Annotated in this window: 18 protein-coding genes; 8 read left to right on the plus strand and 10 right to left on the minus strand. The window is 59.6% G+C overall.

The genetic code is table 11. The features are described from left to right. Nucleotides 1-15 precede the first annotated feature (15 nt). The 8 genes from ABLV30_RS14440 to nifH form a co-directional block, all read right to left on the minus strand. On the minus strand, nt 16-486 hold the full coding sequence (locus ABLV30_RS14440) for a NifB/NifX family molybdenum-iron cluster-binding protein (protein WP_049104338.1): 471 nt from the start codon (nt 484-486) through the stop codon (nt 16-18). Continuing rightward, the gene (gene nifN / locus ABLV30_RS14445; RefSeq protein WP_154950798.1) at nt 473-1,858 is read right to left on the minus strand and encodes a nitrogenase iron-molybdenum cofactor biosynthesis protein NifN; all 1,386 of its coding nucleotides are present in this window, start codon (nt 1,856-1,858) and stop codon (nt 473-475) included. The genes ABLV30_RS14440 and nifN overlap by 14 nt, the downstream gene beginning before the upstream one ends. A 10-nt stretch (nt 1,859-1,868) precedes the next feature. After that, complete coding sequence (gene nifE / locus ABLV30_RS14450; protein WP_154950796.1) at nt 1,869-3,242, minus strand: nitrogenase iron-molybdenum cofactor biosynthesis protein NifE; 1,374 nt, start codon at nt 3,240-3,242, stop codon at nt 1,869-1,871. A 321-nt stretch (nt 3,243-3,563) separates the two neighbouring features. After that, nucleotides 3,564-4,226, minus strand: coding sequence for a NifB/NifX family molybdenum-iron cluster-binding protein (locus tag ABLV30_RS14455; protein ID WP_154950794.1), 663 nt, complete (start codon nt 4,224-4,226; stop codon nt 3,564-3,566). A gap of 10 nt (nt 4,227-4,236) precedes the next feature. Then, on the minus strand, nt 4,237-4,455 hold the full coding sequence (gene nifT / locus ABLV30_RS14460; RefSeq protein ID WP_014230024.1) for a putative nitrogen fixation protein NifT: 219 nt from the start codon (nt 4,453-4,455) through the stop codon (nt 4,237-4,239). Between the two features lie 39 nt (nt 4,456-4,494). Beyond that, nucleotides 4,495-6,057 carry a nitrogenase molybdenum-iron protein subunit beta gene (gene nifK / locus ABLV30_RS14465; protein WP_014230023.1) on the minus strand — a complete coding sequence of 521 codons (1,563 nt, stop codon included), beginning with the start codon at nt 6,055-6,057 and terminating at the stop codon, nt 4,495-4,497. A 55-nt stretch (nt 6,058-6,112) separates the two neighbouring features. Beyond that, nucleotides 6,113-7,561 (minus strand): nitrogenase molybdenum-iron protein alpha chain, encoded by a 1,449-nt coding sequence (nifD, locus tag ABLV30_RS14470; RefSeq protein ID WP_154950808.1) that lies wholly within the window; start codon nt 7,559-7,561, stop codon nt 6,113-6,115. A 16-nt stretch (nt 7,562-7,577) separates the two neighbouring features. Then, nucleotides 7,578-8,459 carry a nitrogenase iron protein gene (nifH, locus tag ABLV30_RS14475; RefSeq protein ID WP_004852391.1) on the minus strand — a complete coding sequence of 294 codons (882 nt, stop codon included), beginning with the start codon at nt 8,457-8,459 and terminating at the stop codon, nt 7,578-7,580. A gap of 404 nt (nt 8,460-8,863) precedes the next feature. Between nifH and nifJ the strand changes: the two genes are divergently transcribed. Next, a complete protein-coding gene (gene nifJ, locus ABLV30_RS14480) occupies nt 8,864-12,379 on the plus strand; it encodes a pyruvate:ferredoxin (flavodoxin) oxidoreductase (protein WP_265800225.1) in 3,516 nt (1,171 codons plus the stop codon). A gap of 18 nt (nt 12,380-12,397) precedes the next feature. Here nifJ and ABLV30_RS14485 read toward each other — a convergent pair whose 3' ends face one another. Further along, nucleotides 12,398-12,709 carry a helix-turn-helix domain-containing protein gene (locus ABLV30_RS14485; protein ID WP_064374863.1) on the minus strand — a complete coding sequence of 104 codons (312 nt, stop codon included), beginning with the start codon at nt 12,707-12,709 and terminating at the stop codon, nt 12,398-12,400. 238 nt (nt 12,710-12,947) lie between these two features. Between ABLV30_RS14485 and fusA the strand changes: the two genes are divergently transcribed. Further along, nucleotides 12,948-15,050 carry an elongation factor G gene (gene fusA, locus ABLV30_RS14490; RefSeq protein ID WP_048260876.1) on the plus strand — a complete coding sequence of 701 codons (2,103 nt, stop codon included), beginning with the start codon at nt 12,948-12,950 and terminating at the stop codon, nt 15,048-15,050. A gap of 105 nt (nt 15,051-15,155) precedes the next feature. Here the strand turns inward: fusA and sbcB are convergent, their stop codons facing one another. Beyond that, on the minus strand, nt 15,156-16,580 hold the full coding sequence (sbcB, locus tag ABLV30_RS14495) for an exodeoxyribonuclease I (RefSeq protein WP_085520795.1): 1,425 nt from the start codon (nt 16,578-16,580) through the stop codon (nt 15,156-15,158). A 180-nt stretch (nt 16,581-16,760) separates the two neighbouring features. Between sbcB and dacD the strand changes: the two genes are divergently transcribed. The 6 genes from dacD to ABLV30_RS14525 all read left to right on the plus strand — a co-directional run bounded on the left by dacD (nt 16,761) and on the right by ABLV30_RS14525 (nt 22,184). After that, nucleotides 16,761-17,927 (plus strand): serine-type D-Ala-D-Ala carboxypeptidase DacD, encoded by a 1,167-nt coding sequence (gene dacD / locus ABLV30_RS14500; protein ID WP_064404619.1) that lies wholly within the window; start codon nt 16,761-16,763, stop codon nt 17,925-17,927. Between the two features lie 153 nt (nt 17,928-18,080). Next, nucleotides 18,081-19,517: a capsule assembly Wzi family protein gene (locus tag ABLV30_RS14505; protein ID WP_047723374.1), complete on the plus strand. Its 1,437-nt coding sequence runs from the start codon at nt 18,081-18,083 to the stop codon at nt 19,515-19,517. A gap of 126 nt (nt 19,518-19,643) precedes the next feature. Further along, nucleotides 19,644-20,117, plus strand: coding sequence for a DNA gyrase inhibitor SbmC (gene sbmC / locus ABLV30_RS14510; protein WP_048260881.1), 474 nt, complete (start codon nt 19,644-19,646; stop codon nt 20,115-20,117). Nucleotides 20,118-20,215: 98 nt separating this feature from the next. Next, nucleotides 20,216-21,274, plus strand: coding sequence for an FUSC family protein (locus ABLV30_RS14515; RefSeq protein ID WP_048260883.1), 1,059 nt, complete (start codon nt 20,216-20,218; stop codon nt 21,272-21,274). Nucleotides 21,275-21,442: 168 nt separating this feature from the next. Continuing rightward, entirely contained in the window at nt 21,443-21,778 is a 336-nt protein-coding gene (locus ABLV30_RS14520; RefSeq protein ID WP_004103624.1) for a DUF496 family protein, read from the plus strand. Between the two features lie 193 nt (nt 21,779-21,971). After that, nucleotides 21,972-22,184: a bifunctional adenosylcobinamide kinase/adenosylcobinamide-phosphate guanylyltransferase gene (locus ABLV30_RS14525; RefSeq protein ID WP_004852374.1), complete on the plus strand. Its 213-nt coding sequence runs from the start codon at nt 21,972-21,974 to the stop codon at nt 22,182-22,184. The last annotated feature ends 44 nt before the right edge of the window (nt 22,185-22,228 follow it).

Genomic DNA, 22,228 nt, shown 5'->3' on the forward strand with positions numbered 1-22,228 from the left:
ACACAAACGACACGGCTAGCGGCGCGGGTCCGGTTCCTCATGCCACTCCTGTTCCTGCAGCAGACGGGTAAAGCGCTCCGGGTCGCGCTGGCGCGCATTTTTGCGCTGCCCTTTGTCGTACCAGTAAAGCTGGATCTCCTGCAGTAAGCCGACGATGGTAGTGTCGGCGGGAACGCGTTCGGCGCGGACGCCGACCTGCAGCAGCTGACGAAAAACCGCGTCGCCAATCGCCACGCAGAACAGCGTGACGCAATCCTCAAGGGCGTGGACCCGCCTGGCGATCTTCTCCGTCTGGTGGCCGTTCTCAACGGAGAAATCAACCACCCGGATCAGGGTGACCCGATCCGCCTTGACGCCGTATACCACCAGCCGCGGCGTGGCGCCAAAATGCTGATCGACATGACGATAGTCGGAACTGGCGAAGGCGACCTTCATAGACCACTCATCGGAGTGGACCATATCAAACTGACGGTTAATCGGCGGCATAGGCGCCTCCTGTGGAGAGTGAAGATTCGGTGTTCTGGCGAAGCGGCGATCGGTAGCGGGCGAGGTGGTGATGGCGCTCGCGCATCAGGTTTGCCAGCTCGAACAGCGTATCGCGCATTCCGCTGTATCCCTGACGCACCCGGCGGAATTCACCGAGCTTGTCAAAGATCGGAAAACCCGCGCGCACCAGCGGCAGCGCAAACTGCTCCGCCAGGTCGCAGGCGTGGGAGTTGGCCACCAGCAGGTCGGCGGGTTGGGCGCACAGCAGCGTTTGCAGATCCTCCAGATCTCCCGGCACCACGCGTTCCACCGGCAGCTGGCGCAGGCTGGGATGGCCGGTAGGAGCCACCAGCGGGCCGGGCTGCATCCCCTGGCTGTTGGCGAAATCACACCACGCCGCCAGCAGATCGCCTTCCGCCGCTATCGCCATGCGCTGGCCCTGAAGCCACATATGACAGTCGATCATCGCATCCTGCAGCTGACCGCGCTGGCGCTCCAGCCACGCGGGAACGGCGCGTCCGGAAATTTTCGCCAGTTGATGAATAAAGGCGTCGCAGCGATCGAGGGTCATCAGGTGCGGCAGGGCGATAACCTCGCCCCGGCAGCGCGGGGCCAGCAGCGATGACGCGCGGTGGAGGGAGACGCCAATGGCGAAGCTGCACAGGCTTTGTCCCATCTGTTCTATCTGGCGCAGCGGCGTCCCGCCCTGGGTCAGCGGCGAGAAATCGCCTTGCGCCAGGTGCCCATCCATCGATTGCGCAAGGTCCGGCAGGATTATCGGCTGCAGACCAAAGGCTTCGACGCATCGGCGCAGCCACTCGATATCGCCCGGCGAGCAGAGGTGGCTGACCAGCAGGTTGACCCGGCGATTGCGCTGAGCGGGGCGCGGCGTCGGCGCAACCCACTGCTCAATGACGCTCTCGAGCACCGCGCTGAAGCCGTTTTCCATGGAACCATAAAAATCCGGCGTGTTAACGGTTAATATCGCCACGCTCTTGTGCCGGGGATACTCTTCGCGAAACTGGCGAACCACGCGGGAAATGTCGCTGCCCTGAGCCTCAGACAGCCCGGTGCTGAGCAGCACGATAGCCTGCGGCGCGTTGCGCTGGCAGAGGGTATCCAGGGCGGTGAAAATATTGCCGTCCGCGCCCATAATCGTCGAGGTGGGGTCCATCGCCGTCGACTGCAGGGGAACCGGGTCGTGGAAGTGTTGAATAAAAAAGACTTTGGCGAAGGCGCTGCATCCCTGCGCGCCGTGGACCAGAGGGATACTGTGTTCAATCCCGAGGCTGGCGAGGATTGCGCCGAGCGGCTGGCCGGTCTTGATCGGGCTGACCGCCAGCGGTTTATCGGTGCGGAAAATGTCTGCCATGGTGTACTCCTTAGTGCCACGGGGCGCGGGCATGGGTTTGCGGCCAGATGGGACTGTCGATGGTCTGACACAGCTGGCGGGCGAGGGTGACAATCCCCTTGTAGCCGGCGAAGGCGTGTTCGCGCTCCTGATTGATATCGAGAAACGGCAGCCTGGCTTTATAGGCGGTGTACATATTGCGTCCGCCGGCAATCATCAGGTCGGCCTGATAGCGATAGACCACATCCAGCAGCGTGCGGGCGTTGCCTTCTTCCAGCATTACCGCCTCTTCGCCCATCAGCTCGCGGATCCGCTGTTTATCCTCTTCGGTGGATTTACGCGTGCCGGTTGCCACCACGGTCATGCCCAAATCCTGAAGCGCCGAGACCACCGACCAGGATTTCACCCCGCCGGTATAGAGCAGCGCTTTGCGGCCGCGCAGCCGTTCGCGCCACGGTTGTAGCGCCAGTTCCGCCGTCTGTTCCTCCCGCGCAATCAGCGCTTCGGTGCGCTGGCTAAGGTCGTCATCGCCCAGCAGCGCCGCCAGCTGGCGCAGGGCGTCGGAGGTGGCGCGGATCCCGTAGAAGCTGCCTTCGAACCACGGCGTGCCGTAGCGCTGCTCCAGGGCTCTGGCGACGTTAATTAGCGCCCGCGAGCAGACCAGCATATTGGCCTGCGCCCGATGCATGGTCTGGATCTCGGCGAAACGGCCATCGCCGGAGAGGCTGCCGAGCACGCGGATCCCCAGCTCGTCGAGCAGCGGCTGAATATGCCAGAACTCGCCGGCAATATTGAATTCGCCAATCAGGCCAATATCGTGACGCTGCTCCGGGGCAAAGGGCGTGCTCTCCGGCCAGGGCGCGGGCTCGCGCTGACCGATTACCCGTTTCACCATGACTTCGCCGGCCAGCCGGTTACCGAGATTTTTACTGCCGTAAAAACCGGCGGCGTCAATGGCGATAACCGGTACGCCGGTGGCGGTCTGCGCGGCCTGGCATACCGCTTCCAGGTCATCGCCCTCCATGGCCGGTACGCAGGTGTTGTAGATAAAGACCGCCGCCGGGTGATAACGGGTGACGATATGGCGCACGGCGTGAAACAGGCGACGTTCGCCGCGGCCCATAATCACGTCCTGTTCGTTGAGATCGGTGGTGAACCCGAGCCGATTCAGGGTGGGGCCGGAGCTGGCGCTGCCGCGGTTATCCCAGGAGCTTCCGGCGCAGCCGATGGGGCCATGGACCAGATGCGCCACGTCGGCAATGGGCAGCAGGGTTATCTGCGCGCCGTCGAACGCGCAGCCGCCGGCGGTGGCGCCGGGTTTGGGCGCGCTGCAGCCGGATTTTTGTTTATGGTTGTGTTCACAGGCCGGTTCATCCAGCAGCGCCAGAATTTCATTTCCCTTCATAGTGACCTCGTTGACGGTGGGGGATGAGGGGGAAGATGCAATTCGCGCTCCATAAGCGGCGCCTTGATATTTAAAGAAAAAGGGTTGTTGGCTTTGCGACAAAGCCAACAATCGGACAAGGGATGGCGGTAAGTAATGCTTTATGTCCTATCGCACTGGCATGGCTATTTGTTGCTGGAAGGCTGGCAGCGAGGGGGTTAGGCGCATCAAGAAGCCCGGAACAACCGTGAACGGAATATTCCCCTGACCGTAACGTGGGGAACGCGTCCATACGCAAAAAAAAGCCCGCGGGGTCAGCGGGCAACAAGCACAAAACAGGGATTAAAAAACGCGTTCTTCCAGAGGGTTATCCCGGTTAAGCCGCTTCGCCAGCCACGGCGGCAAACGGCCGGCCAGCAGCGTATTGATCGCCTCGCACTGCGCATGAATCGTCGTCCCGGGCTGCGCTTTCATCGGGTGGATCCGGTGGCGGATCAGCCGGGCGGCGGCGGGCCCGCCGATCTCCTGACAAAACAGCAGCTGGCAGTCTTCAATCAGCCGGGCGCGCACTTCGCTGGCTTCCTGCTGGGTGGGCGCGGAGGGATAGCGGCGCAGATCGTGCAGCCAGCCGCCTTGCTCATCGAACGCGTAGATAAAAAACAGCCGCCCCTGACCGAAATGGCCGTTAATCATCAGGCCATCCTGGGAGCAAAACGCCGCCAGCAGCTGCGGCGTTCGCTGGGCAGGGTGAACGATGCGTAAATGGGCGGGCAGCGCGCCCTGCAGGCTCGCCATCACCCGCGACCAGCGAGCGGGGGACATCACCGCCGTCGCGGAGGGAAAGCTGGCGGCCAGCTGCGGCTGGGTCAGGGTCGCCAGCCGCGCCGGGGTCAGCGTCTCGCCGCACTCCTGCGCCAGCCAGTCGACAATTTGCGCCGGCTGCAGGTCCGGCAGGGACTGAAACAGCGCCAGCATGCGCCAGAAAAGGGTATCGTTGTCGGACATCTCCAGCTCCTTATATCAACGCGCCGCGCGTCGCGCGCAGGCTTATCGGAAAGGCGGGGCGCCCCGGCTGCGGATTGACGTAGTAGCGGCGTCCCCCTTCCAGCGAAATCGCGCCGCCCCAGCGTTCAGCGTCGTTATGCTCAATCTGGAGCACTCGCGCCTCCAGATCCTGTTTCGCGATATAGGCGTACAGGTCCGCGCCGCGCTCACGGAAAATCACGATGGGCATACTCCCTCCTGGCCCCGCATGACGCGGGGCGCCTGATGGTTAACGGACGAGATCGAAACTGTAATCGGTTTTGCCCAGCTGGCTGGTATCGCTATCCAGTTTCTCCAGCACGGCGTTTACCAGCGTCGTCACAATGTTCATCGCCCCTTCATAACCCCAGGTTGTCTGGCGGTGTAGATGGTGGCGGTCGAACAGCGGAAAGCCGAGGCGGATAAGCGGTACTTCAAAGGCTTTGCCCTTCGCCAGGGTATCGCGCTGGATAAACTTGCCGTAGGAGTTGCCGATCATAAAGTCCGGCTGACGGGTGAACATCAGCGAACGGAAGTGCCACAAATCGCAGTTGATAAACACTTCGCTGTCGCGCCCGTACGGCGAGGCATCAAGCATTTTCTTCATCGCTTTTTGCCAGCGTTTGTTGGCGTTATGGCTCAGGATCACCGTCGGCTCGCAGCCCAGCTCCAGCAGGAAGCGGGTGAGGCCCATCACGAAGTCCGGGTCGCCGTACAGGCCAAATTTCTTGCCGTGCAGCCAGGTGTGGGAATCGAGCATCATGTCAACCAGCCGGCCGCGCTCAAGGGTGAGGGCGTCGGCGATCGGCTTGCCGCTAAGCTGGCTGACGGTCATCAGCAGTTCATCGGTAGCGGCCAGCCCCAGCGGAATCGCGACCTCGGTGGCGGGCTGGTTCCACATCTCCTGCACCACTTTTTTGCTCTTCAGCAGCTGCCACGGCTGCAGAAGCAGCGTATCGATGGCGTCAGGAGCCTCTTTCATCTCCTGCTGCGTGGTGCCGCCGGAATACATCCGATAATGGCCGTCGGCGGGCGTGTCGAGAACTTCTGACGGATCGGAGAGCAGGCTGCACGGCACCGCCATCTGTTCCATCATCCGTTTTAATACGCGGAAGTTGCCGAGATAGGTTTCAAAGCCGGTCACCAGATTGAGCTTCTGCAGTTTGCCCGGCTGCCCCTGGTAGTCCGCGGTGAAGGTTTTGGCGAAGCCTTCAAACATGTTGTCCCAGCCGGTGACGTGGCTGCCGATAAAGCTTGGCGTATGGGCATGGGGCACGGCGATGCTGCTATCGACGAAGCCATCTTTTTTGGCGTTGGCGATAAACGCCTGCAGGTCATCGCCGATGACTTCCGCCATGCAGGTGGTGGAAACCGCGATGATCTCCGGCTTGTACAGCGCGCTGGCGTTCTGCAGACCCAGATTCATGTTGTTGTTGCCGCCGAAGACCGCCGCGTCTTCGGTCATCGAGTCGGAGACGCAGGCGATCGGCTCTTTGAAATGGCGGTTAAAATAGGTGCGAAAGTAGGCCACGCACCCTTGGGAGCCGTGGACGTACGGCAGGGTATTGGCAAATCCCAGCGAGCAAAGCACCGCGCCAAGCGGCTGGCAGGCTTTCGCCGGGTCAACGGTCAGCGCCTCGCGCTGGAAATTCAGCGCTTCATACTCGGCGGTGGTGGTCCAGGTAAAGACCTCCTGCACGCGCTGGGCATCGTGCGCTTCCTCCAGCTGCCGCTTATTGCGGAATAGCTCCTGGTATTCATCCTGTTCGAATAGCGGATAGCAGCTATTAATTTTATCAATCGTTTGGCTCATGGTGTTCTCCTCCCGCGCCACAAATCGGTGAACAGACGGGACAGTGAGTGGGCAATCACGCAGACTTCAGCCACGGCGCGGTGAGTTCGTTCCACGCCGGGTTGTTCAGGGTCATATCCATATCGCGGGCGAAAATGGCGAAACCATCGTAGCCGTGGTACGGGCCGGAATAGTCCCACGAGTGCATCTGGCGGAACGGCACGCCCATTTTCTGGAAGATATATTTTTCCTTGATGCCGGAGCCGATAAGGTCGGGCTTCAGCGCCTTAACGAACGCTTCCAGCTCATAGCTGCTGGCGTCATCGAACAGCAGCGTGCCCTCTTTGAGATCCGGCAGGGTGCGGTCGTAGTCATCGTTATGGGCAAACTCGTACCCGGCGGCGATGATCTCCATGCCGAGATCCTCGTAGGCGCCGATGACGTGGCGTGGCCGCAGGCCACCCATATAGAGCAGCACCTTACGCCCCTCCAGGCGCGGGCGATATTTGGCGATAATCGCCGCCATCTGCCCCTCATACCGGGCGATCACCGCTTCGGCGTTCGCGCGAATAGTATCGTCAAACTGATCGGCGATTTTGCGCAGCGATTCGGCGATTTTGGTCGGCCCGAAGAAGTTGTACTCCATCCACGGAATCTGATGTTTTTCCTCCATATGGCGGGCGATATAGTTCATCGAACGATAGCAGTGAACCAGGTTCAGCTTGACGAATGGGGTGTTCTCCATCTCCACCAGCGTGCCGTCGCCGGACCACTGCGCGACCACCCGTAGCCCCATCTCTTCCAGCAGGATGCGCGAGGCCCAGGCGTCGCCGCCGATGTTGTAGTCGCCGATGATCGCCACATCGTAAGGGGTGGTTTCAAACGGCTGTCCTTCGCGATTGTTGAGGATCCAGTCGCGCACCACGTCGTTGGCGATATGGTGCCCCAGCGACTGCGACACGCCGCGAAAGCCTTCGCAGCGTACCGGGATCACCGGTTTATCCAGCGCTTTGCTGCTGGCGTTGGCCACCGCGCTGATATCATCGCCGATCAGCCCCACCGGGCATTCCGACTGTATGGTGATCCCTTTGGTGAGCGGGAACAGCAGCTCCATCTCTTCAATCAGCTTGCTGAGCTTTTTATCGCCGCCGAAGACGATGTCGCGCTCCTGAAAATCAGAGGTGAAGTTCAGCGTGCCGAAGCTATCGACGCCGCTGACCCCGGTGTAGTAGTTGCGTCGTCCGGCGCGGGAATACTGGCCGCAGCCGACCGGCCCGTGCGAGATGTGGGCCATATCCTTGATTGGCCCGAATACCACCCCTTTCGAGCCGGCGTAGGCGCAGCCGCGCACGGTCATCACGCCGGGTTGTGATTTGCGGTTAGAGATAATGCACTTGCCGACGCTCTCCATTTGCGGATCGCTGACCATCATGTGCTTTCTGCGCTCTTTTCGCGCGGTTTCCGGGAACACCTCCAGGACTTCCTGGATCAGCGACAGATTACGTTCGCCCGTTGCGTTGGTCATCATTATTGTCCTGTGCTCAGGCCGCGCTTTCTTCGGCGGCGGTTTTACCAATGATGCTGGTGTCTTCTTCTTCCATGATGCCGAACTCCATCAGCAGCGACTCCAGCTCATCCATGGTGCAGGGTGTCGGCACCACTTTCATGGTGTTGTTGACGATCTTCTGCGCCAGGGTGCGGTATTCGTTGGCCTGCTGGCAGGCGGGGTCGTACTCGATAACCGTCATTCGGCGGATCTCCGCGCGCTGCACGATATTGTCGCGGGGGACAAAGTGGATCATCTGGGTCCCGAGCTTTTCCGCCAGGGCCATGATCAGTTCGTCTTCACGGTCGGTCTGGCGTGAGTTACAGATCAGGCCGCCGAGGCGCACCTTGCCGGATTTAGCGTATTTAACGATCCCTTTGGAGATATTGTTGGCGGCGTACATCGCCATCATTTCGCCGGAGCAGACGATGTAGATCTCCTGGGCTTTGTTTTCGCGGATAGGCATGGCGAAGCCGCCGCAGACCACGTCGCCGAGCACGTCATAGAAGACAAAATCGAGATCGTCCTCGTAGGCGCCTTCTTCTTCAAGAAAGTTGATCGCCGTGATCACGCCGCGCCCCGCGCAGCCGACGCCTGGCTCCGGGCCGCCGGATTCCGCGCAGCGCACGTCGCCGTAGCCAATTTGCAGCACGTCTTCGAGCTCGAGATCCTCGACCGAGCCGACTTCCGCGGCCATCTCCATAATGGTGTTCTGTGCTTTAGCGTGCAGGATCAGGCGGGTGGAGTCCGCCTTCGGATCGCAGCCGACGATCATTACTTTCTTACCCATCTCCGCCAGCGCGGCGACGAGGTTCTGCGTGGTGGTGGATTTGCCGATACCGCCTTTACCGTAAATAGCGCATTGACGCATGGTCATGGTGACTTCTCCTGTTGTTGAGTGTTTGCCAGCAGAGAAGTGCAGGGAACATACCAGCCGTGCCTGTTTGTTTATTTGTTTGATTTTTATGCATTTATTAATTCATTGCCGCGCAGGGCGTAAAACAAAACGGCACAATAAGGCGACCAAATGTGGGAAACAGAACAATTCCGCCTGCCGGGGCCATTGTGGCGGTTTGTCGTCTGTTCAACAGCTTGTCGTCCCCTGTGTCTTGTTCCACGCAATCTCTCGGCGCGCTGCGTTGCCTTTATCTTCATAACGCGTTGAATTCGCGCTAACTCTTCGGTCATCCGCGAGCTGGCACAGGCTGTGCTTGAGGCAACAACTGGGTTTGCCGCTTATTTGAGGCGGCGAAGATGCCTCTCACCTTCGAGGATTGAACAATGTCCGGAAAAATGAAAACAATGGATGGCAACGCCGCGGCGGCCTGGATCTCTTATGCCTTTACCGAGGTCGCGGCGATTTACCCCATTACCCCTTCCACGCCGATGGCGGAAAACGTCGACGAGTGGGCGGCGCAGGGGAAAAAGAACCTTTTTGGCCAGCCGGTGCGCTTAATGGAGATGCAGTCGGAAGCCGGCGCGGCAGGCGCGGTACACGGCGCGCTGCAGGCCGGGGCGCTCACCACCACCTATACGGCCTCCCAGGGGCTGCTGCTGATGATCCCCAACATGTACAAAATCGCCGGTGAACTGCTGCCGGGCGTCTTTCACGTCAGCGCCCGGGCGCTGGCGACCAATTCGCTGAATATTTTTGGCGATCACCAGGACGTGATGGCGGTTCGCCAGACCGGCTGCGCGATGCTGGCGGAGAACAACGTGCAGCAGGTGATGGATTTGTCGGCGGTGGCGCATCTGGCGGCGATTAAGGGACGTATCCCGTTTGTTAACTTCTTCGATGGTTTCCGCACCTCGCACGAAATTCAAAAAATCGAGGTGCTGGAATATGACCAGCTGGCGACGCTGCTGGACCGGCCCGCGCTCGACAGCTTCCGCCGTAACGCGCTGCATCCGGATCATCCGGTCATCCGCGGAACGGCGCAAAACCCGGATATCTACTTCCAGGAAAGAGAGGCGGGTAACCGTTTTTATCAGGCGCTGCCCGACATTGTCGAAAGCTATATGGCGCAAATCAGCGCGCTCACCGGCCGGGAGTACCATCTGTTTAACTACACCGGCGCGGCGGATGCCGAACGGGTGATTATCGCCATGGGGTCGGTCTGCGACACCGTTCAGGAAGTGGTGGATACGCTGAACGCGGCGGGAGAGAAGGTCGGGCTGCTCAGCGTGCATCTGTTTCGCCCTTTTTCGCTGGCCCACTTCTTCGCCCACCTGCCGAAAACCGTGCAGCGGATTGCCGTGCTTGACCGCACCAAAGAGCCCGGCGCTCAGGCTGAACCGCTGTGCCTGGATGTGAAAAACGCCTTCTACCACCACGACGATGCGCCGCTGATTGTCGGCGGCCGCTACGCGCTTGGCGGTAAGGACGTTCTGCCCAACGATATCGCGGCGGTCTTTGACAACCTCAATAAACCGCTGCCGATGGACGGCTTTACCCTCGGTATTGTCGATGATGTCACCTTTACCTCGTTGCCCCCGCGCCAGCAGACGCTGGCGGTCTCGCATGATGGCATCACCGCCTGTAAATTTTGGGGCATGGGTTCGGACGGCACCGTCGGGGCCAATAAAAGCGCGATCAAAATCATCGGCGACAAAACGCCGCTCTACGCGCAGGCCTACTTTTCCTATGACTCGAAAAAATCCGGCGGCATTACCGTTTCGCATTTGCGCTTCGGCGACCGGCCGATCAATTCGCCCTACCTGATCCATCGGGCCGATTTTATCTCCTGTTCGCAGCAGTCCTACGTGGAGCGCTATGACCTGCTGGATGGGTTAAAGCCGGGCGGGACCTTTTTACTCAACTGCAGCTGGTCCGATGCGGAGCTGGAGCAGCATCTGCCGGTCGGCTTTAAACGCTATCTGGCGCGGGAAAATATCCATTTTTATACCCTGAACGCCGTGGATATCGCCCGCGAGCTCGGGCTGGGCGGGCGCTTTAATATGCTGATGCAGGCGGCATTCTTTAAGCTGGCGGCAATTATCGACCCGCAGACCGCGGCGGATTACCTCAAGCAGGCGGTTGAAAAAAGCTACGGCAGCAAAGGGGCGGCGGTGATCGAGATGAACCAGCGGGCGATCGAGCTGGGCATGGCTTCGCTGCATCAGGTGACCATTCCGGCGCACTGGGCGACGCTGGATGAGCCCGTGGCGCAGGCTTCAGCCATGATGCCGGATTTCATCCGCGATATTCTGCAGCCGATGAACCGCCAGTGCGGCGACCAGCTGCCGGTAAGCGCGTTTGTCGGCATGGAAGACGGCACCTTTCCCTCGGGCACTGCCGCCTGGGAGAAACGCGGGATCGCGCTGGAAGTGCCGGTCTGGCAGCCGGAGGGCTGCACGCAGTGTAACCAGTGCGCCTTTATCTGCCCCCACGCGGCGATCCGCCCGGCGCTGCTCAACGGCGAAGAGCAGGACGCTGCGCCGGCCGGGCTGTTGAGCAAACCCGCTCAGGGAGCGAAGGCGTACCACTACCATCTGGCTATTTCGCCGCTGGATTGCTCCGGCTGCGGCAACTGTGTGGATATCTGTCCTTCGCGCGGCAAGGCGTTAAAAATGCAGTCTCTTGATAGCCAGCGCCAGATGGCGCCGGTCTGGGACTATGCGCTGGCGCTGACGCCGAAGAGCAATCCGTTCCGGAAGACGACGGTCAAAGGCAGCCAGTTTGAAACCCCGCTGCTGCAGTTTTCCGGCGCCTGCGCGGGATGCGGCGAAACGCCTTATGCCCGCCTGATAACCCAGCTGTTTGGCGACCGGATGCTGATCGCTAACGCCACCGGCTGCTCTTCAATCTGGGGAGCCAGCGCGCCGTCGATTCCCTATACCACCAACCACCGCGGCCACGGCCCGGCATGGGCGAACTCGCTGTTTGAGGATAACGCGGAGTTTGGCCTCGGCATGATGCTCGGCGGCCAGGCGGTGCGTCAACAAATCGCCGATGATATGACCGCCGCGCTGGCGCTGCCGGTCAGCGACGAACTCCTCGACGCGATGCGCCAGTGGCTGGCGAAGCAGGATGAAGGCGAGGGTACCCGCGAGCGCGCGGACCGGCTCAGCGAACGGCTGGCGGCGGAAAAAGAGGGCGTGCCGCTGCTGGAGCAGCTATGGCAGAACCGCGACTATTTTGTGCGCCGGTCGCAGTGGATTTTCGGCGGCGACGGCTGGGCCTACGATATCGGCTTCGGCGGTCTCGATCACGTGCTGGCGAGCGGGGAAGACGTGAATATTCTGGTGTTTGATACCGAGGTTTACTCCAATACCGGCGGGCAGTCGTCTAAATCGACCCCGGTGGCGGCCATCGCGAAGTTTGCCGCGCAGGGCAAACGCACGCGGAAAAAAGATCTTGGCATGATGGCGATGAGCTACGGCAATGTGTACGTGGCCCAGGTCGCCATGGGCGCCGATAAAGATCAGACGCTGCGCGCGATCGCCGAGGCTGAAGCCTGGCCGGGACCGTCGCTGGTGATTGCCTACGCCGCCTGCATTAACCACGGGCTGAAAGCCGGTATGCGCTGCAGCCAGCGCGAGGCGAAACGGGCGGTTGAAGCGGGATACTGGCACCTGTGGCGCTATCATCCGCAGCGGGAAGCGGAGGGCAAGACGCCGTTTATGCTCGATTCCGAAGAGCCGGAGGAGAGCTTCCGCGACTTTTTGCTTGGCGAAGTGCGCTACGCCTCGCTGCACAAAACGACGCCGCATCTCGCGGATGCGCTTTTTAGCAGAACCGAGGAGGATGCGCGCGCCCGCTTTGCCCAGTATCGGCGGCTGGCCGGTGAGGAGTAGGGGCCGGCGCGCAGGCCTTTAGTTATCGTGCTGCATGACCTTAAGCAGCGTATCCAGCAGGCCGGGAAAGCGCGCGTCTAAATCTTCCCGGCGCAGCGAAATCAAATTCTCCCGCCCCTGAGGCCGCTGCCAGATCACACCGCTGTCGCGCAGGACGCGCCAGTGGTGGGTCATGGTCGACTTCGCCACATCTTCATGACGCAGGGCGTTACAGCTCTGCTCGCTGCCGTCGGCAAGGATACGGATAATCTCAAGCCGCAGCGGGTTGCCGAGAGCGAAAAGGACATTTTCGAGGCGAATTTGTTCACGTTCGGGGTGATTGGCGATCATAATATTCCTGTGTCGGCGGCGGCGCAGCTCCGTGAGCAGCGGCCCGTATCGGCGGCTGGCCGGTAATATACCGAAACTGCTTTTCTAAAGCCACGCGGGTCGTCGCAGCTTCACCAATAGTAACGATAGCAAAAATAGTTCGAATATACTCGTACAGTTGTACTATGATAGATGCCGTTATATGAACGGCGGCCAATTCCGGCCGCCTGTTAACAGTCACAATGACTAAGGACGCATCATGCCCCGACCCATCCCCCTCGAACGTTATCGCAACATCGGTATCTCCGCGCATATCGATGCCGGCAAAACCACCACCACCGAGCGCATCCTGTTTTATACCGGGATGAGCCACAAGCTGGGGGAAGTACACGATGGCGCGGCAACCACCGACTGGATGGCGCAGGAGCAGGAGCGCGGGATCACCATTACCTCCGCGGCGGTGAGCTGCTTCTGGCCCGGCATGGACCGCAGCTTCGAGCCGCACCGGATTAATATCATCGATACCCCCGGGCACGTGGATTTCACCATCGAAGTGGAACGCTCCATGCGCGTCCTGGACGGCGCGGTGATGGTTTACGACTCCGTCGGCGGCGTGCAGCCGCAGTCGGAAACCGTCTGGCGGCAGGCGAATAAATACCACGTTCCGCGGCTGGCCTTCGTCAACAAGATGGACCGCCCCGGCGCGGATTTTTTCCGCGTGGTGCAGATGATGATCGATCGCCTGAAGGCCAATCCGGTGCCGATTGCGATCCCGGTTGGCGCCGAAGAGCACTTCACCGGGGTGGTGGATCTCATCAAAATGCGCGCCATTTTGTGGGATGACGCCACCCAGGGGATGACCTTCAGCTATGCGCCGGTGCCTGCCGACCTCGTGGAAACCGCCCGTCTGTGGCGGGAGAAAATGGTCTCGGCGGCGGCGGAAGCCAGCGACGAACTGATGGACAAATATCTCGAAACCGGTGAGCTGGACGAGGCGGAGATCGTCGCCGGTCTGCGCCAGCGCACGGTGAAGGGGGAAATCCAGGCGGTGCTGTGCGGCAGCGCGTTTAAAAACAAAGGCGTGCAGCGGATGCTTGATGCGGTGGTTGAGCTGATGCCGTCGCCGCTGGATATTCCGGCGATTCAGGGCGTGGATGAGAAAGGGCGGCCCGCTGAACGTCATCCGGGCGACGACGAACCGTTCTCGGCGCTGGCCTTCAAGCTGATGACCGACCCCTACGTCGGACAGCTGACCTTTATCCGCGTCTATTCCGGGACGTTGAAAAAAGGCGATGCGGTGTGGAATCCGGTGAAAGGTAAGAAAGAGCGCATCGGACGCATCGTGCTGATGCAGGCCAACGATCGCCATGAGGTGGACGAACTGCACGCCGGGGACATTGCCGCCTGCGTCGGCCTGAAGGATGTCACCACCGGCGACACGCTGTGCGACCCGGATGCGGTGATTACCCTCGAACGGATGGAGTTTCCGGAGCCGGTGATTTCGCTGGCGATTGAACCGAAAACCAAAGCCGATCAGGAGAAAATGGGTATCGCCCTGCAGCGGCTGGCGGCGGAAGATCCGTCGTTTCGTCTGCATACTGACGAGGAGTCAGGCCAGACGATCGTTTCCGGGATGGGCGAACTGCATCTGGAGATTATCGTCGACCGCATGAAGCGTGAGTTTGGCGTCGAGGCGAATATCGGGCGTCCGCAGGTGACCTATCGCGAGACGATCCGCAAAACGGTCAAAGAGGTGGAAGGTAAATTTGTCCGCCAGTCCGGCGGTAAAGGGCAGTACGGTCACGTGGTGCTGACCCTTGAACCGCTGGAGCCGGGAAGCGGTTTTGTGTTTGAGGACGCGACCAAAGGCGGCGTGGTGCCGCGCGAGTACATCCCTTCAGTGGAAAAAGGGCTGCGCGAAGCGATGGGCACCGGCGTGCTGGCGGGCTATCCGGTGGTGGATATCAAGGCGACCCTGACGTTTGGTTCGTATCACGACGTCGACTCGTCGGAGATGGCTTTCCGGATGGCGGCGATATTTGGCTTCAAGGAAGGGGCGCGCAGGGCCGACCCGGTTATTCTTGAACCGGTGATGCACGTGGAAGTGGAGACCCCGGAAGAGTACGCCGGGAATATCATGGGCGATCTCTCTTCCCGTCGCGGAATGGTGCAGGGGATGGAGGAGCGGTTCGGCAGCCAGATTATCCGCGCCGACGTGCCGCTGGCCGAGATGTTTGGCTATTCCACCACGCTGCGTTCAATGTCCCAGGGCCGGGCGACCTACAGCATGGAGTTCCACCACTACGCGGAAGCCCCGCGCAACGTGGCTGAGGCGATTATCGCCAGCCGCGCCAAAGGCTAAGCAACGTTCCCGGGTGCGACGCGAGGCGTCTTACCCGGGCTACGAGTCCTGCCATCGTTTGTAGCCCGGGTAAGGCGTTAGCCGCAACCCGGGAATTTCTGCCAATCAAACAATATCCTGCGCGTACTGCCACAGCGCCTTCAGCTGCGCCAGCTTCTCTTTATCGTCCGCATACTGCTGGTACAGCATCTGCAGCTCATCGGCGTAGGTCTGCAAAAACTCAGGCGTAAAGACCTGGCGACGGTGCTCTAACCAGCGCTGCTGCTCGGCTTCATCCAGCGTGCCGGGATAGTTGCGCGCGCGATAGTTGAACAGCAGGCGCTCGATACGCTGATCGGCGAAGGTAATATCCAGCGCCGGCAGGTTGCGCGGCTCGGTTTCGAGTACGATTTTCATCGCCGCGCGGTCGGCATCGCTGAAAAAGCCGTTATACAGCTGCGTATCGACATTATCGGACGGCACAAACGGCTCCGCTTCGGCAAAAATCGCCACCGCTTTCTCACGTACCTGCGGATTGGCCCGCAGCAGCTGGGCGTTCTCCAGACAGCGCTGGATATTGATGCCCAGCCGGTCGGCATCCTGCGGACGCAGGGTGTTTTGCTGCGCCAGCACCGGGCATTTATTCAGGTGGACCAGCTTGATCGGCACCGCAGCCAGATCGCCCAGCTCGCTTTTCGGCGTATACAGCCGCTCGCGCAGGGTGTCGGCATCGAGCTCCAGCAGGGGGGCGATGTCTCCGGCCAGGTCGACCATAATCACCGCGTTACGGTTGTCCGGGTGCCACGCCAGCGGGGCGACCAGGCTGGTATTGCCGCGCGCCGCGCCGAACATGCCGGAAACATGCACCAGCGGTTTGATTTGCGGCACGTCAATCAGCGTCGCCAGCTTACGCTTGTTGCGGTGGGCGTAAAGATAATCGAACAGGCGCGGCTGCTGGGTTTTCACCAGTTTCGCCATGGCGATGGTGGCGTAAACGTCGGCCATCGCGTCGTGGGCGTTGCTGTGTTCGATGCCGTTAGCGACGGTCAGATGCTCCAGCCGGAAGCTCGGTAAGCCCTCTTCATTTTCCGGCCAGTTGATCCCTTCGGGGCGCAGCGCATAGCAGGCGCGCATCACGTCCAGCAGATCCCAGCGGGAGTTGTCGTGCTGCCAGCTCCAGGCGTAGGGATCGTAAAAATTACGATAGAGAATGTTGCGCGTCACTTCGTCATCGAAGCGCACGTTGTTATAGCCGACGATGCAGGTTTTCGGCACCGTGAACAGATCGTGAACGCGGCGGGCGAAAGCGGCTTCGTTGTCGCCCTTGGCGTTCGCCTCCTGCGGCGTTATCCCGGTGACCATGACCGCCTGCGGCTGCGGCAGATAGTCATCGGCGAGCCTGCAGTAGAAGACTTCGGGTTCGCCGACGATATTCAGGTCTTCATCGGTGCGAATGGCGGCAAACTGCGACGGTCGGTCGAGCGAGGGACTGGTGCCGAAGGTCTCGTAATCGTGAAATAAAAATCCGGGCTGGCTGGCGCTATCTTGCATAATCTGTTCATTATTCCTGGTGGCGAGCAGCCTTCATGGTAAACGATTTGCCGGGCCATCAGAAGGGTATCCCCTTTGTCCCGCGTCGGTGATGTCATATTTTCTTGCAATTAAACCCTGATTTGAAACGAGAAGTTCCGTAAAAAGGACGGCGAATCTGTCAATTTAGAGGATATGCCGTTGAAAGGCCGTTTTTTTATTGCTGTATCTTTGCTCGCTGCGAGCGTTTCCTGCGCATTTGCCGCCAATGATTTTCCCGTCAACGTGACGCCTCCTTCTATTCAGGCCGGTTCCTGGGTGCTGATGGATTACACCACCGGCCAGATCCTGACCGCCGGTAACGAGCATCAGCAGCGCAATCCCGCCAGCCTGACCAAACTCATGACCGGCTACGTGGTCGATCGCGCTATCGACAGCCAGCGCATCACCTTTGACGACATCGTCACCGTCGGGAAAGACGCCTGGGCGCAGGGTAACCCGGTCTTTAATGGTTCTTCGCTGATGTTCCTTAAGCCCGGCGATCGGGTCAGCGTACGCGATTTAAGCCGCGGGCTGATCGTTGACTCCGGCAACGATGCCTGCGTGGCGCTGGCGGACTACGTCGCCGGCGGCCAGCCGCAGTTCGTCGCGCTGATGAACAGCTACGTGGAAAAACTGCATTTGCAGGATACCCATTTTGAAACCGTCCACGGTCTGGACGCGCCGGGTCAGCACAGTTCGGCCTACGATCTGGCGGTGCTCTCGCGGGCGATTATTCACGGCGAGCCGGACGTCTACCATATGTACAGCCAGAAGAGCCTGACCTGGAACGGCATTACCCAGCAGAACCGCAACGGTCTGCTGTGGGATAAGACCATGAACGTCGATGGTCTGAAGACCGGCCACACCTCGGGCGCCGGCTTCAACCTGATTGCCTCCGCGGTGGACGGCCAGCGCCGGCTGATTGCGGTGGTGATGGGAGCCGACAGCCCGAAAGGGCGTGAACAGCAGGCGGCGAAGCTGCTGCACTGGGGCCAGCAAAACTTCGATACCGTCCAGGTCCTGCAGGACGGCAAGCAGGTCGGCGTTGAGCGTATCTGGTATGGCGATAAAGAGCAGATTAAGCTGGGGACCGATCAGGACTTCTGGCTAGCGCTGCCGAAGTCGGAAGTCTCGCGCATTAAGGCCAAATACGTGCTGGATAACAAAGTGCTGGAAGCGCCGATCGCCGCCCACCAGCGGGTTGGCGAAATCTCCCTTTACGATGGTGATAAAGTGGTGGCCCACTGGCCGCTGGTGACGCTGGAAAGCGTTGGCAAGGGCGGCGTGCTGTCGCGCTTTAGCGATTATCTGCATCAAAAACTGTAACTTCTCCGCCGCTCCGCCCGGAGCGGCATCTCGTAGCTGTTTGATTATTATGCCGCTTCGGTTGGCGCTTCGTTTACTTTCACTCCATTACCTTACCCGGTCACCCTTCAGGAAAAAGCCTGGCGCTTGTGCGCCATAAATGGAGCTGGGAAGATGAAATACTTTGCGCGTAGTGCGCTTTCTCTGGGACTTTTCACCGTTTTTAGCACTTCTGGTTTTGCCTCCGGCCTCGTTCTGGCCGATAACGAATTCCGCAATGATTTAGCCTGGTTATCCGACCGTGGAACCCTCTCGTTGAGCCTGTCGACCTGGCCTCTGAGCGAAGAGGAGATTAAGCGCGCGCTGGCCAATGCCCATCCGACAACGTCCGCAGAGCGGGTGGTACTGGGTCGGGTAAATCAGCGATTAAGCGCGCTGAAAGCTGACGTGCGCGTTACCGGCTACAGCTCCACTGATAAGCCGGGCACGCCGCAGGGGTTCGCCCAGTCTTACCCCGCCGACCAGTCGCTTTCTCTCGCCCTGAACAACAGCGGCGAATGGTGGGATCTGCACCTGCAGGGCAATGTTGAAGGCGACAAGCGCATCAGTAACGGTTCGAGCGTGAACGCCAACGGCGCATACGGCGCGGTTAAGCTGTGGAACCAGTGGCTGGCGTTCGGGCAAATCCCCCAGTGGTGGGGGCCGGGCTATGAAGGTAGCCTGATCCGCTCCGATGCCGCGCGTCCCATGACCGGTTTTCTGCTGCAGCGCGCCGAACAGCGGGCGCCGGAAACCTCATGGCTAAGCTGGATTGGCCCCTGGCAGTACCAGCTTTCCGCCAGCCAGATGAACCAGTACGCAGCCGTACCGCATACCAAAATCTTCGGTGGTCGCCTGACTTTTTCACCGCTCACCTCGCTGGAGCTGGGAGCCTCGCGCGTTATGCAGTGGGGCGGCGAAGGGCGGCCTTCCTCATTCAGCAGCTTCTGGGACGGCCTCACCGGCAATGATAACACCGGCGACTCGGCCGACGATCCCGGCAACCAGCTGGCCGGTTTTGATTTCAAGCTGAAGCTGGCGCCCACCCTCGGCTGGCCGGTGAGCATTTACGGCCAGATGATCGGCGAGGACGAAGCCGGATATTTACCCTCGGCGCACCTCTATCTTGGCGGCGTGGAAGGGCATCACCAGTGGAACAGCAATGCGGTTAACTGGTATCTGGAAGCCCACGATACCCGCTCGAACATGGGCCGTACTAACTACATCTATAACCACTTTATCTATAAAGACGGCTACTACCAGCAGGGCTATCCGCTGGGCGATGCGATGGGCGGCGACGGGCGTTTATATGCCGGTAAGGTGGAGCTGGTAACCGAAGAGAATCAGCGCTGGAGCGCGCGGCTGGTCTACGCTGAGGTCAATCCAAAAAACCAGCGAATCAATAAAGCCTTCCCGCGCGCCGATACGCTGAAGGGCGTACAGCTGGGCTGGAGCGGCGATGTTATGCCAACGGTACGCCTGAATACCTCCCTGTGGTACACCGACGCTAACCACAGCGCCAGCGACGATGTTGGGGCCAGCATCGGCGTTGAGCTACCGTTCAGTTTATAACCGTATGGCGGCGATTTTTTCATCTTCTTGCCGCGCGGATTTGTGAATTGCCGCACATACTGTGGGTGATAGTACTGCTAATTTATGTGTATATACATACAGTATTTTATCAACAGTGGAGGCAGCATGGACTATAACGTTAAATCCGTAGGCAAGAAGAAAATTGCTGGTTTTCATCTGGTCGGTCCCTGGGAGCAGACGGTAAAACAGGGGTTTGAACAGCTGATGATGTGGGTCGATAACAGCCAGGTGCCGGCGCAGGAGTGGGTGGCCGTTTACTACGACAACCCGGACGAAGTCCCGGCGGAAAAGCTGCGCTGCGACACCGCCGTCACGGTGGCGGACGACTACCAGATTCCTGAGGGTAGCGAAGGCGTGATGATGACCGAAATCGCCGGCGGCGATTATGCGGTTGCCCGGGCCAGAGTCGAGAATTTTGACTTTGCGACGCCGTGGTACCAGTTCTTCGAGAGCTTGATGCAAAGCACAACCCATCAGATGGCGATGAAGCCCTGTTTTGAAGTCTATCTTAACGATGGTAACCAGGATGGCTACTGGGATATTGATATGTATATCGCGGTCGAGCCGGCGGTGAAGTAGAACATTGTCCCTTCGTTTGACAAGGTTTATTACATTCGCGTGATGCTTGCGGCGAAAAAGCAGTTACAATTGGCCTTTTCGTTGTGTCGGAGTAGGTTGTGCGCGCGGATAAATCACTTAAGCCATTTGAAATTCGGCTGTATCGCCATTACCGCATCGTCCATGGCGTGCGAATAGCATTGGCCTTTGTGCTCACCTTTGTGCTAGTGCGCCTGCTTAACGTTCCTGAAGGCACCTGGCCCCTCATCACCCTGGTGGTGGTGATGGGGCCTATCTCCTTCTGGGGAAACGTCGTACCGCGCGCGTTTGAACGTATCGGCGGCACGATCCTCGGCTCGGCGCTCGGGCTGGTGGCGCTCAAGCTGGAGCTTATCTCTCTGCCCATTATGCTGCTGTGGTGCGCGGTGGCGATGTTCCTCTGCGGCTGGCTGGCGCTGGGCAAAAAGCCCTACCAGGCGCTGCTGATCGGCATCACCCTGGCGGTAGTGGTCGGCGCACCGCCGGGCGACCTGACCACCGCGCTGTGGCGAAGCGGCGACGTTATCTTCGGCTCCCTGCTGGCGATGCTGTTTACCGGTATCTGGCCGCAGCGGGCCTTTCTGCACTGGCGTATCCAGATGGCCAGCTACGTCACCGCCTTCAACCGTCTGTATCAGGCGGGCTTCTCGCCGAACCTCGTTGAGCGTCCGCGTCTGGAAAAGCATATGCAGAAGGTGCTTAACGACGTGGTGAAAATGCGCGGATTAATTACCCCTGCCAGCAAAGAGACGCATATCCAGAAGGCCATCTTTGAGGCGATCCAGACCGTTAGCCGTAACCTGGTGTGCATGCTGGAGCTGCAAATCAACGCCTACTGGGCGTCGCGTCCCGGCCACTTCGTGATGCTTAACGCCCATACGCTGCGCGAAACCCAGCAAATGACCCAGCAAACATTGCTGACTATCGCCCACGCATTGTATGAGGGCAATCCGCAGCCGATTCTTGCCAACAATGAAAAGCTCAACGAAATCGTGGCCGAACTGCGCCAGCTCATCAAAGAGCAGCAGGACGACAATTTCTCCGAAACGCCCATCCACGGTTATGTCTGGTTAACTATCGAGCTGGCGCGCCAGCTCGAACTGCTGTCGCATTTAATCTGCCGTGCGTTGCGTAAATAAAGACCAGACTCACGTGGTTTTTCCATCGCTTGCTTCGATTCAGCAGCGTTTAGGGTTATGATAACGGCAAAGGAAAAAACATTGTCATCAGCGGCTGCTAACAGTTATGTTAGCCCTATGTAGCAGTCGCTTTAGCGAATCCGAATCTCAAATATTAGGGGTATAAAAATGGAAACAACTAAGCCTTCTTTCCAGGACGTACTGGAGTTTGTTCGCCTGTACCGTCGTAAGAACAAACTGCAGCGTGAAATTCAGGACGTTGAGAAAAAGATCCGTGATAACCAGAAGCGCGTACTGCTGCTGGACAACCTGAGCGACTACATCAAGCCGGGCATGAGCGTTGAAGCTATTCAGGGCATCATCGCCAGCATGAAGAGCGATTACGAAGATCGCGTTGACGATTACATCATCAAAAACGCCGAGATCTCCAAAGAACGTCGCGATATCTCTAAAAAGCTGAAAGCGATGGGCGAAGCGAAAGTCGAAGATAAATCTGCCGAGTAAGCCCCGTTAATGCGCTCCGGCGGCGCTCGCTGCCGGAGTTTCTCTTCTTCCTCTTGCGTGACCTCACAGTTCCTTAGCAAAACCGCCCGCGCGACGCTGAACCTTTACCCAGGAATTTGGTATACTTCCGCCGTAAACATATTGATATCGGAAGGGTTTATCTCATGCTGTCCCTGCAACAGGTGCCGCCGCGATGATACTGATGACCGGCGACGCGCTTAGCGGCCAACGCCGTGACGCCGAATCTTTACTCAACTCTTTCGTTTCGGCGATCTTCATCGCTACCTCCCGGCTCTCCGACAACCAAATGGCCGCGCGCATTCAACACCACCGTGATACCCGGCTTGCCCACTGGCGGCTGGAAGAACGCGGGCAGGCTTTCTCCGCGCGGCAGCCGCGCGGATAAGTCAGGTCACGGTCGGTGGCGGGCGTGAATAACCGCTGCCGCGG

Origin of the sequence: Klebsiella sp. CN_Kp113 (assembly GCF_040064585.1) — a bacterium.
Taxonomy (GTDB): domain Bacteria; phylum Pseudomonadota; class Gammaproteobacteria; order Enterobacterales; family Enterobacteriaceae; genus Klebsiella; species Klebsiella michiganensis.

Bases quoted from the DNA above. Each gene is read 5' to 3' on its own strand.
- ABLV30_RS14440 (WP_049104338.1), bottom strand. From the start codon at position 486: ATGCCGCCGATTAACCGTCAGTTTGATATGGTCCACTCCGATGAGTGG.
- nifN (WP_154950798.1), bottom strand. From the start codon at position 1,858: ATGGCAGACATTTTCCGCACCGATAAACCGCTGGCGGTCAGCCCGATC.
- nifE (WP_154950796.1), bottom strand. From the start codon at position 3,242: ATGAAGGGAAATGAAATTCTGGCGCTGCTGGATGAACCGGCCTGTGAA.
- ABLV30_RS14455 (WP_154950794.1), bottom strand. From the start codon at position 4,226: ATGTCCGACAACGATACCCTTTTCTGGCGCATGCTGGCGCTGTTTCAG.
- nifT (WP_014230024.1), bottom strand. From the start codon at position 4,455: ATGCCCATCGTGATTTTCCGTGAGCGCGGCGCGGACCTGTACGCCTAT.
- nifK (WP_014230023.1), bottom strand. From the start codon at position 6,057: ATGAGCCAAACGATTGATAAAATTAATAGCTGCTATCCGCTATTCGAA.
- nifD (WP_154950808.1), bottom strand. From the start codon at position 7,561: ATGACCAACGCAACGGGCGAACGTAATCTGTCGCTGATCCAGGAAGTC.
- nifH (WP_004852391.1), bottom strand. From the start codon at position 8,459: ATGACCATGCGTCAATGCGCTATTTACGGTAAAGGCGGTATCGGCAAA.
- nifJ (WP_265800225.1), top strand. From the start codon at position 8,864: ATGTCCGGAAAAATGAAAACAATGGATGGCAACGCCGCGGCGGCCTGG.
- ABLV30_RS14485 (WP_064374863.1), bottom strand. From the start codon at position 12,709: ATGATCGCCAATCACCCCGAACGTGAACAAATTCGCCTCGAAAATGTC.
- fusA (WP_048260876.1), top strand. From the start codon at position 12,948: ATGCCCCGACCCATCCCCCTCGAACGTTATCGCAACATCGGTATCTCC.
- sbcB (WP_085520795.1), bottom strand. From the start codon at position 16,580: ATGCAAGATAGCGCCAGCCAGCCCGGATTTTTATTTCACGATTACGAG.
- ABLV30_RS14505 (WP_047723374.1), top strand. From the start codon at position 18,081: ATGAAATACTTTGCGCGTAGTGCGCTTTCTCTGGGACTTTTCACCGTT.
- sbmC (WP_048260881.1), top strand. From the start codon at position 19,644: ATGGACTATAACGTTAAATCCGTAGGCAAGAAGAAAATTGCTGGTTTT.
- ABLV30_RS14520 (WP_004103624.1), top strand. From the start codon at position 21,443: ATGGAAACAACTAAGCCTTCTTTCCAGGACGTACTGGAGTTTGTTCGC.
- ABLV30_RS14525 (WP_004852374.1), top strand. From the start codon at position 21,972: ATGATACTGATGACCGGCGACGCGCTTAGCGGCCAACGCCGTGACGCC.